7 protein-coding genes are annotated in these 10,316 nt (G+C 58.6%); 4 read left to right on the forward strand and 3 right to left on the reverse strand.

Annotation, left to right across the window (positions count from 1 at the left end):
- Nucleotides 1-13 precede the first annotated feature (13 nt).
- The 3 genes from EOA13_RS28355 to EOA13_RS28365 all read right to left on the reverse strand — a co-directional run bounded on the left by EOA13_RS28355 (nucleotide 14) and on the right by EOA13_RS28365 (nucleotide 3,841).
- Entirely contained in the window at nucleotides 14-763 is a 750-nt protein-coding gene (locus tag EOA13_RS28355) for a Crp/Fnr family transcriptional regulator (protein ID WP_127296823.1), read from the reverse strand.
- A 701-nt stretch (nucleotides 764-1,464) separates the two neighbouring features.
- Nucleotides 1,465-2,598 (reverse strand): M20/M25/M40 family metallo-hydrolase, encoded by a 1,134-nt coding sequence (locus tag EOA13_RS28360; RefSeq protein ID WP_127296824.1) that lies wholly within the window; start codon nucleotides 2,596-2,598, stop codon nucleotides 1,465-1,467.
- A gap of 271 nt (nucleotides 2,599-2,869) precedes the next feature.
- Nucleotides 2,870-3,841 (reverse strand): manganese catalase family protein, encoded by a 972-nt coding sequence (locus EOA13_RS28365; RefSeq protein WP_127296825.1) that lies wholly within the window; start codon nucleotides 3,839-3,841, stop codon nucleotides 2,870-2,872.
- A gap of 312 nt (nucleotides 3,842-4,153) precedes the next feature.
- Here EOA13_RS28365 and cphA point away from each other — a divergent pair, with 312 nt between their 5' ends.
- From cphA to EOA13_RS28385, 4 genes are all read left to right on the forward strand, one after another.
- Nucleotides 4,154-6,928 (forward strand): cyanophycin synthetase, encoded by a 2,775-nt coding sequence (cphA, locus tag EOA13_RS28370; RefSeq protein ID WP_245490514.1) that lies wholly within the window; start codon nucleotides 4,154-4,156, stop codon nucleotides 6,926-6,928.
- Nucleotides 6,928-7,791, forward strand: a complete 864-nt coding sequence (locus EOA13_RS28375; protein ID WP_127296826.1) for an isoaspartyl peptidase/L-asparaginase family protein — start codon at nucleotides 6,928-6,930, stop codon at nucleotides 7,789-7,791. The genes cphA and EOA13_RS28375 overlap by 1 nt, the downstream gene beginning before the upstream one ends.
- On the forward strand, nucleotides 7,788-8,633 hold the full coding sequence (locus tag EOA13_RS28380) for a cyanophycinase (RefSeq protein ID WP_127296827.1): 846 nt from the start codon (nucleotides 7,788-7,790) through the stop codon (nucleotides 8,631-8,633). Before EOA13_RS28375 ends, EOA13_RS28380 begins: the two co-directional genes overlap by 4 nt.
- A gap of 789 nt (nucleotides 8,634-9,422) precedes the next feature.
- Nucleotides 9,423-10,316: FAD-dependent oxidoreductase (locus EOA13_RS28385; protein WP_164780385.1), on the forward strand; the 894-nt coding region annotated here is incomplete at its 3' end.

Below are 10,316 nucleotides of genomic sequence, written 5' to 3' on the forward strand. Positions count from 1 at the left end.
CCCCCTGCAGCAATCAGTGCATCGACAAGGACTCCACCCTTCGCTTGGTCCTTGCTGAGTGCAGGTAATCGTGACGGAACTCAGCAAGAATAGCCAGTCCTTCCCAATCATGGATGGTCAATTGGCCATTCACGAGCGAAGTAAGCTGCTTTTCTCGAAGAGCCTTGAGTGTCCGGTTGATGTGGACAGCTGACAGCCCTGTGGCCTCGCCAAGGTCAGCTTGCGTCACAGCAAAAGCGCAGCTTTGATCGAACGCGAGGCCGGCGTCGTCCATACGCAGCATGATCTCACAGAGAAGATGGGCCACTCGGCCAAGCGCTTGGCGCTTCCCTACATTGACCACCCATTCGCGAAAGATCGATGCATCAACCAGTGTCGTTCGCCAAAGATTTGCCGCCAGCCTAGGGTAGCGTTCGCAGAGCAGCCGGATAGCCGAGTGATCTATGAAGCCAACACTGCAAGCGCTCACCGTTCGAACGTCGCTATCCAAAAGATCAAGGTGCAGGCTCAACAGATCGGGCATGTCGCCAGGCACATGATAGGCAGTGACCTGACGCTTCCCGTCTCCTATTATCTTCGAGGTGCTAGCTAAGCCTGCCAGGACCATTATGCACCGGGACGGCTGGTCGCCTTCCCGAACCAAGTCTTGGTTTGCGCCAATCGCAACGATCCTTATTCTAATCGCGTCGAGAGCTTGACGCTCATCTGGCGTGAGGGTGAAGGCACGACGGAACTTGGCAGTTAAAGGGCTTTCATCAATCATGTCGGCTCTCCGTTTGGGCGGGAGCGCTATGGTCTCTCAGTCACTCGCAGCGGAACGGCGAATGATGCCCAACGTTATATCATAAATACCGGCCCGACTTAACCTGTGATAAGTGTGGCACTGCTCCGCTGGCGGATCTCGCCAATTGCAGGGTTCCGGTGGTCGACCAGTGCAGCGATGCATTTGAAGGGTGGCCCGGCTTGTCGGCGATATTGTCCAAATCCGAATGTCACAGTCAAACCGTTCAAGTGGGGGGCGACATGCTCTCGGGACCAACAGGGAGATCGCCATGGGTGCACGTCGCCTTCGTCCGCATAGCGGAGTCTGAGGAGGTTCGCTCCGCAACTCCAGAGCTTCGACCCTCGATCGCCGGGAGCCTCCCGCCCCTGAACCTTTCAGCCTGGCACACCGGGCATTAAGGGAGGCAGAAGTGGGTTTTTCGGGAAATACTCATCGGGTCTGCTAGACAGGAAGCCTACCCGAAGTACAGTGGCGACGGGCGCTGGCCAGGCCCTGGCGGCGCACTCCAACGACGCCAACGACCAGGGCTGCCGCGGCCAAAGTCGAAATGCTGGTTACCATGACCGCAAACGTATCAGGCGCGAGTTGATCACGACGCACGGGAACAGTCGCAACACGCCGATCTACAGAGTTTTTATGGGCGCCTGTTTCGAACGGGGCTGGATTGCTCGGGCGTCGAATCAATGAGAATTGTTAACTTCGGTTCTTGCGTCAGACTGCCAGTCGTTTGTTGCTTGTTCCGCTGTCGCTAGCGGCGTGAAATCAGTGTCAGGCCGGATTCGGCGACAAAACTCGCAGACCAGTTCGATGGTGGCTTGGATGTCATCGAGACACAGCACTTCCGACGGCGTGTGCATATAGCGAAGTGGCACGGAGATGACCCCTGTCGCGACACCGCCTCGGCTTTCCTGCACGACACGAGCATCAGTGGGGCTCTTCCCACCCGTGGCCTGCTGCTGAAACGGAATCTGCCTATCTCTGGCGGCTGACGTTAAGATCCCGGGAACAACAGGATTCGTATTGGCACCTTGGGAAATGCCCGGGCCTTTGCCTAGATCGAGCCTGCCTTGCTCCTCCGGTCTGGCACGGGGATAATCCATGGCGACACCCATATCCACCGCGAGCGCTGTTTGCGGAGCGATGTTGAACGCCGCGGTATGGGCGCCGCGCGACCCGATCTCCTCCTGCACTGTGCCGAGGACGTAGATTCCCACGTCTGGGTGGAGGCCGCCATTTTGTGCCAGGGAACGCACCACCTCGGCTCCGATCAGCAAGCCAACCTTATTATCGAAGGCTCGGCCGACAACATAGTTGCCGCGAAGGACCGCGAACGCAGACTCTATGGTTACAGGGTTGCCGACCTGAACAACCGTTTCAGCTTCCTCGCGCGAGGTCGCTCCGATGTCGATCCACAAATCCTTCAAGGAAGGTGTCTGAGTGCTATCGGACAACTGGAAGGTTTGAATCGCCTTCCGTCCGACAACTCCGAGCACGTGTTCTTTTCCATGCACCCGAACCCGCTGCCCTATCTCGGTGGCCACGTCGGTCCCGCCGATAGTGCTGAAGAATAAAAAGCCGTTCTCGTCGATATGGTGGACTATGAACCCCACCTCGTCCATGTGACCAGCGTACATAATTCGCATAGAAGCGCCGGGATTTATGACGGAAATGACATTGCCCATCACATCGGTGGTCACCTTGTCTGCGAATGGCTCGACGTATTCGCGGTACAGCTTCGCGACGGGTTGCTCGAACCCGCTAGGAGATGGAGTGGCGACGATCATCTTCAAGAAATCGAATGCCTGGTGCCGCATCGGAGGTATCCTGCAACATTTCTAATTTCTGAATTACAAGCAATGTTCCTGCCGGTCTTTAGGCTGCAACGGCGCTGTCGGGAGAGGACTTTACGCACATTCGGCCGCTACGACGCTGAAAGCTGCCACGCGCCCGGATTCAATCCGCGCATCCGCTCAAAGCGAGCTGTCCGCAGAAACCGGCCGAGCTCTCCCATGCATTTTGCTAACCAGAGTATTTGCCAGCCCTTCGCCGCAGTGGCTCTGCGGCAAGTGCCATTTACCCATTGGGCTAAGATCGCTTGCTGCGCTTCTTGGCCGCGGATTCAGCCATGGCGGGGGCTTCTTGGATATTAGCCGCACCACCCATATCGCCATTCTTGGTCCGTCCGGCGCCGGGGCCCGCGCCAAGATCTGCGCCGGTCATAGGATTGGCTGCCGGGTCCGAGAGTGTCCGCTCGGCCATTTTGACCACAACCTTCATGTCCTTGGCCCTGAGCTCGACGGTCGCAGTTCCATCTCCGCCATCAGCTGGCATGACCTCTTCGAGATCGTCGATACGGTCCCATTCTTGCCCAGAGTTCCACGGGCCGTTAGCGTCGCCCTCCCCTTGCGAGGTGTTCACATACATGCTGGCATACTTCTCGACCCCAGGGAGCTTGCCCGACGGGAAGTTGTTCTCGATGGCGTAAAGCGCTTTTTCGAACGACTTCTGGTGGGCGACTTCGCGTGTCATGAGGAAGCCGAGCGCGTCCTTGATACCTGGATCGTCGGTAATGTTGATTAGCCGCTCGTAAACAATCTTGGCGCGCGCTTCGGCCGCTATGTTCGATCGCAAATCCACGGTCGGCTCGCCGCGCGAATCCACATAGGAGGCGGTCCAAGGAACCCCGGCCGAGTCGCAAAGTGCCGGCGCGCCGCCAAACAGGATCGACTCCTTGACCGATGTTCCGCTGCTCCCGATCATCAGATAAAGATCAGCTTCTTTCATCTGGCCTTCGGCAAGTTGCGCCTTAAGACCTTTATTGAGCATGGTGATGATAGAGCCGACCACTTCGAGGTGGCTGAGCTCTTCGGTGGCGATGTCCAGCAGCATGTCTTTACGGCCAAGGTCGTCTTCGCCCAGCCCCTGAGTGAAATAGCGCATGGCTGCTGCAAGCTCGCCATCGGCGCCACCGAACTGCTCCATGATCATACACGCCAGGCGAGGGTTCGGTTCAGAGACACGTACCGTATATTGCAGTCGCTTGTTGTGCATGAACATCAATGAATCCTCCGAGATTTGTCTGCCCCAACATCCTGGTATGAGGAATGTTCCTCCTCGATTTAATTTTGGCGTTTTCGAAACGGCATCGCTCAAACGCTGCTTCGGGTGTGTCTAGCCGATCCCAACGTGGCTGGCCCGCAAAAAACTGCTGGCTCTCACTGAGCTTTAATGCCGATTCCCTGGGAACCCCCAAGATAAACAAATGTTATTTCGAACTTTTGTTTCGATCTTCTGCAAAAATAAATTCACCCAATAAGCCGGAACTTACCGATCATACGCTGGTTGCGGGTTGGTTGATTGGAGACATCGATGTTAGCTAACGAACTGTCGCAGGACGCCATGCAGCGCACGATACGCGTGCTCGACGTCCGTGTGTTCCGCGGGCCGCACCTCTACAGCTTGACCCCGATGGTGCAAATTCAGATTGATCTAGGAGCGCTGGAAGGCTTCCCGACAGACAAACTGCCCGGATTTACCGAAAATCTTGGTCGCCTGTTACCTGGGCTCGCAGCTCATGGCTGCAGCTATGGCGCTGCCGGGGGCTTCCTACGACGCATGGAAGAAGGCACGTGGCTCGGCCACGTTGTGGAGCACGTTGCTCTGGAGCTACAGACCGTCGTTGGTCATCGGGTAACGCGTGGCAAGACGCGGTCGGTCAAAGGCAGCCCCGGCACCTACAATGTGATGTTCGCATATCAGGACGAGGCCGTCGCGCTGCTGGCCGGCCGCATTGCCCTTGAGCTGGTGGACAGTCTGTTGCCCGCTAACCTGCAGGGTGCCGAGGATCTGCGCGAAGTTGCCGAAGCGGACGGACCCTTTGAACTCGCCGCCAGGCTGCAACTGCTGAAGGTCCTTGCCGATGAGCGTGCCCTCGGCCCAACAACCGCCTCCCTTGTACGAGAGGCCGAGAGACGAGGCATCCCCGCAATCCGGATCGATGAGAGCAGCCTCGTGCTCCTTGGCCAGGGCAGGCACCAGAAGCGTATCCGCGCGAGTTGCAGCGATTTCACTTCCGAGATTGCCACCGAGATTGCCTCCGACAAAGATCTCACCAAGTTGCTGTTGCGCCAGGCCGGGCTGCCAGTGCCAAAGGGGGAGCTGGTCCGGTCAGAGCCTGAAGCTGTCGCTGGTGCGGCCCGGCTCGGCTACCCCGTGGTTACCAAACCGCTGGACGGCAATCATGGACGGGGCGTCAATATTGGGTTGGCGACTGTGGAAGAGGTTCGCTGGGGTTTCGAACAGGCGCGCGAACATAGTCGCAGCGTGATCATTGAACAGCACTTTGTCGGCTCGGACCACAGGATCCTGGTTATCGAAGGAAGAGTGGTTGCGGTCGCCGAAAGGATTCCGGCGCATGTCATAGGTAACGGACGGGACTCTATTTCTGAGCTTGTGGAAGAGACGAACCGTGATCCCAGGAGAGGAGAAGGCCACTCCTCGGTGCTCACCCGGATTCAAATTGATGAATGCGTCGAGCACTTTCTCTCGAGATCGCAGCTTACGCTGTCGAGCATTCCTGCTCGGGGCGAAAGGGTCTTCTTGCGGCCCACTGCCAATCTTTCCACCGGCGGAACGGCGATAGACCGGACAGACGAGATCCATCCGGAAAACGCATTGATCGCAAGGCGGGCGGCGCAGATCATCGGACTTGATATCGCTGGCATCGATTTTGTCTGCAGCGATATCTCGCGACCGGTGAGCGAAACCGGCGGCGGCATCATCGAAGTGAATGCCGGCCCCGGCTTTCGCATGCATCTGGAACCATCCCAGGGGCGCGCTCGCAACGTTGCGCGGCCGGTGCTTGATCTTCTGTTTCCTGGCGGTCAGAATGGGCGAATTCCAATTTTCGCGATAACCGGAACCAACGGTAAGTCGACTACCGCTCGCATGCTCGCGCATGTCCTGCAGGCGAATGGCTCCAATGTGGGGCTTACGTCGACCACCGGCATCTATCTGAACGGCGAACGGATCATGACGGGGGACTGCTCGGGTCCGAAGAGCGCCAGGGTCGTGCTGCGCGAGCCGGGCATCGACATTGCGGTGCTGGAATGTGCCCGCGGCGGGATCCTCCGCGAGGGGCTGGCCTTTGATGAGTGCGATGTCGGCGCGGTTCTCAACGTCCATGGTGATCATCTTGGCCTCAAAGGCATTGATACGATCGAGGATCTGGCGCAGGTGAAATCCGTTGTCGTGGAGTCGGTGCGCCGGGGCGGGTGGAGCATCCTCAACGCGGATGATGTCCATACGTCAGCAATGTCGCGCGAAGCCAGGGGCAGCGTTTGCTATTTTTCGCTGGCGAACAGGACTGAGTGGCCCAATACGTTGAGGGACCACGTGGCTGAAGGCGGACGTGCCTTGACGCGCGAGCGCAGCGGGGATGGGTGGGACATCTTCATTCATGAAGATGGTCAATCCCTCTTCCTGATGTGCGTCGATGAAATCCCTGCAACATTCGAAGGCGCGGCTGAGTTCAACGTCGCCAACAGCTTGGCGGCCATTGCGATGGCGTACTGCCATGGCGTCCCACTAACCACGATCCGCGGTGCATTGGCTGAGTTCACCACGTCGTTCGAGCATTCCCCTGGCCGCCTCAACGTCTTTGACGGGCATGGTTTTCGCACCATAGTCGACTACGCCCACAATCCTGAGGGGCTGACAGCGCTCGGAAAGCTGGTCTCTCATATGCGGAGCGGCCATCAGCGCACGATTGGGCTGGTCGCCATACCCGGTGACCGTCGGGATTGCGACATTCGCAATATGGGAGCTGTGGCATCGAAGATATTTGACATCATCGTCTTCAAGGAAGACGAGAACGAATTGCGCGGCCGAGCCCCAGGCTCGATAGCTGGGCTGCTGCGGGAAGGTGCCCTGCAGGCCGGCTGCGCTCCCGCCCGAATGCACGTCTCGTATCCCGAGCAGGAGGCTGTTCGCTTTTGCCTTGAGCTTGCCCGGGAGCGTGATCTGGTTGTGCTGACCGTCGATGACGTCGAAGCTGTCTGGCGACAAGTTACAGGTTTCGAACCCGCGGTGGTTATCAGACGAGGTCGTGACAACCACGATGTGCACCATCTGAGGGCCAGCTGATGTGGTCGCTCATCGTGCACGGCGGCGCCAAGGAGATAAGTCCCGAGGAGGAAGAGGCAAATCGGAGCGGATGCATCAACGCCCTGGAGGCAGGCCGCACAATCCTGGCAAGTGGGGGGACGGCGGTGGACGCGGTCGAAGCAGCGGTCCGCGTCCTGGAATCGGATCCGACGTTCAACGCAGGTTACGGTAGCGCTTTGAACGGAGACGGCGAGATAGAGATGTGCGCCTCACTGATGGAGGGGAAGAATGTCAACGTCGGTGCTGTTACTGTCATCAAGGGCGTGTGGCATCCTATCAGTGTCGCGAAGGCTATGCTGTTTGAAGAGCCAATCCTTCTGGCGTCGGGTGGCGCCAGGCGCTTTGCCCAGCAAAAACAGATGGAGCTTTGCGATCCGGCGGATCTGGTAAGCCCAGAGCAGCTCGAACGATCGCGAACTGGCAAGCACGATACGGTCGGCTGCATAGCCTTCGATCAGCACGGCAACTTGGCAGTCGGCACGTCGACCGGTGGACTGGACGGCAGTCATCCGGGCCGCGTCGGCGATTCTCCCGTGCCCGGCTGCGGCTACTATGCGGACAATCATTTGGGAGCAGTGGCCTTCTCCGGAGATGGCGAGCATATCGCGCGAAAAACCCTCGCGGCGCGGGTCATGCATGCACTTGCCGACGGACCTGAGCAAGCTCTCAAGGCTTCAATCAAGGAGCTCGAAACGATCGGTGGCGAAGCGGGCGGCATAGTGCTTACTGCCGCTGGACTATCTGGCTGGGCTCACAACAGCCGCGAGTTCGCAGTCGCTTTCATGACCAGTGACGACAAGCATGCACATGTCTTCCTGCGCAAGGAGGACAAAGAAAATTGAGCACTAAGAAGAAGACGTCCCTGTCAAAGGCGAAAACCGGAACCTTGGTAATAATCGGTGGGCATGAGGACCACGACGGCGATCGCGTCATCCTGAAGGAGGTCGCGAATCTGATCCCGGATGGGCGCCTGGTCCTTGCGACCATCGCGTCGCATGAGCCGGAAGGCTATTTGGAAAAATATCAGCGCTCCTTTGGGGAGCTCGGGATCGACGATGTTATCGAACTTTACGTCAACGACCGCGTTGAGGCAGCGCACGACGAGAAAATAAAGGCGCTGGAGAACGTGAGCGCCGTGTTTTTTTCAGGTGGCGACCAACTCCGGATTACCAGTCAGATCGGTGATACGCCCATCGATGATCGGGTGCATGAAATTTTCCAAGGCGGGGGCATTATCGCCGGCACCTCCGCAGGTGCATCCATGATGAGCGACACGATGATGGTGAAAGGGCCAAACGCGGCCTCCTTTCGCATAGGCCATATCCGAATGGCTCCCGGGTTGGGCCTCCTGCCGAACGTAATTATCGATCAGCATTTTGCAGAACGGGGCCGGATTGGCAGGCTCATTGGAGCGGTGTCGCTGAATCCACGGGTCCTTGGCATCGGCATCGACGAAGATACGGCAATCGTCGTGCAGGGCAATACATTCAAGGTCATCGGCAGCGGCGCTGTCTACCTGGTTGACGCGACGGGCGTTACTCACTCGAACATTGCTGAAGGTCAACCTGATGCTGCTCTTTCAATCTATGACCTCAAGATTCACGTGCTGAGTTCGGGCGATGCGTTCGACCTCAAGACACGCCGTCCAAGGGGGAGCCCGGAACAGCGGGGCGAAAACCGGTGAAGTCCGACGCCGAGGTCCTTACCATTCGCCTGATGAGCTTCTCCCAAGAGGGGGCCCGACGCTGATCGAGGCGCTTCGCGAGCGTTGCTGAACGCCACTCCACAATTCGAGCCAGCAACGCGCACTGCGGGAACATTGTGCTTGGCCGTCATCGAGGCTCGACCACGTACCCCGCCAGCCCAGAGGAGCCGGCGCTTGCAGTACTCCCGAGCCGTTTGCTATTCGAACCGAAGTAGCGGCCGCGGCGACACTGGCTGTGAACGGGAAACGGCTGTTGCGGCATTAACAGAGGTCATCGTCATGTACCCGGAAAAATTCCAGGTGCAGGCGCTTCTGCCGCAACTAATAGGCTCATTGCGCGGATGGTTTCGCGTCCAGGGCGGCCGAACAGCGTCAAGGCTGTCATCCTCCGAACCGGCGGCGGCTATTCGCCGGCAGCGTCTTCGTCCCACGCCGACGCTTCAGCGGGAGCACCAGCGCGTCCGCCGGCGAGCCATGGGCGGGATATCTCGCGGGAGACCGGAATACCACATCCGAACGCGTTCACCATAACCGTGCCCCTGTGAGGGTGATATGCCGCAACAAGAACTCTTCCGGTTAGGGACCCTTGAAGTTGTCAAGAACCTCAGCACCAAAGCCGCCTCTTTTGCGCCGGCCCTTCAAATACGATCAAGTGGGTGGTTGCCAACTGCTCCTCGCGCCCTACCTGCTTCGCCCAAGCCAGGCGCGAAGGGTGGGAGCGTGCCTTCGGCGATCAAACAAATCCCTTGCATCGCGACGGAGTGAAGGTTGATCGCTCAATTCACCACAGCGGGCGACGGACTTGCCTACGATATCTGCATTGTCGGAGGTGGCACTGTCGGCTTGGCCATTGCCGCGGCTCTCGAAAATGCAAAGCTACGCGTCTGCGTTCTTGAAGCGGGCGGCAAGTGGCAGACCAAGAGGTCTCAGGAGCTCTACCACGGCATCGTCGCAGATCCCCTCGTCCACCCGCCTGTCCAGAATTTTCGGATACGAGCGTTGGGAGGATCGAGCCGGGCATGGGGTGGCCGCTGCGTGCCGTTCGACAGCATCGACTTCCAGAAGCGCGAATGGGTGTGCAATTCGGGCTGGCCGATCACCTATGAAACACTGCTGCCCTACTACCGTCGGGCGCACGAGGTGATCGAGGCTGGGTCCTACGACTACGATCCAACAAGCGCGTTGCCTGGTTCTCCCGTTGAACTCATAGAGGGCGTCGACGACGATTTGTTCAGGACCCGCCTGGAGCGGTTTAGTCCACCAACCAACGTGTGGAAACGGTTTTCCGGGTTGCTGCGGTCCTCGCGTCGTATCCACATCTGGTTAAACGCCGCGGCGACGGGAATTCGCCTGGCGCCAAATGGGCGTTGGGTTGACCACATCGACAGTGTTGACTTGAAGGGCACAAAGCGTGAGGTCACGGCTTGCCATTACATAGTAGCCGCAGGCGGCTTTGAGACCACCCGATTGCTACTTGCCTCGAATGATCTGATGCCGGCTGGCATCGGCAACGCCCGGGATCAGCTTGGTCGTTTCTATATGGCCCATCTGGGAGGCACAGTCGGAGCACTAAAGTTGCCGAAAGCCCAGCAGGCAGTTGCTTTTGGCTACGAGCGGGACGCGGCCGGCATCTACTGCCGAAGGCGGCTAGCGCTCACGGAG

This window comes from Mesorhizobium sp. M7A.F.Ca.US.011.01.1.1, assembly GCF_003998295.1.
GTDB lineage: Bacteria > Pseudomonadota > Alphaproteobacteria > Rhizobiales > Rhizobiaceae > Mesorhizobium.

Coding starts and splice junctions, on each gene's coding strand:
- EOA13_RS28355 (WP_127296823.1), bottom strand. CDS start 763: ATGATTGATGAAAGCCCTTTAACTGCCAAGTTCCGTCGTGCCTTCACC.
- EOA13_RS28365 (WP_127296825.1), bottom strand. CDS start 3,841: ATGTTCATGCACAACAAGCGACTGCAATATACGGTACGTGTCTCTGAA.
- cphA (WP_245490514.1), top strand. CDS start 4,154: ATGTTAGCTAACGAACTGTCGCAGGACGCCATGCAGCGCACGATACGC.
- EOA13_RS28375 (WP_127296826.1), top strand. CDS start 6,928: ATGTGGTCGCTCATCGTGCACGGCGGCGCCAAGGAGATAAGTCCCGAG.
- EOA13_RS28360 (WP_127296824.1), bottom strand. CDS start 2,598: ATGCGGCACCAGGCATTCGATTTCTTGAAGATGATCGTCGCCACTCCA.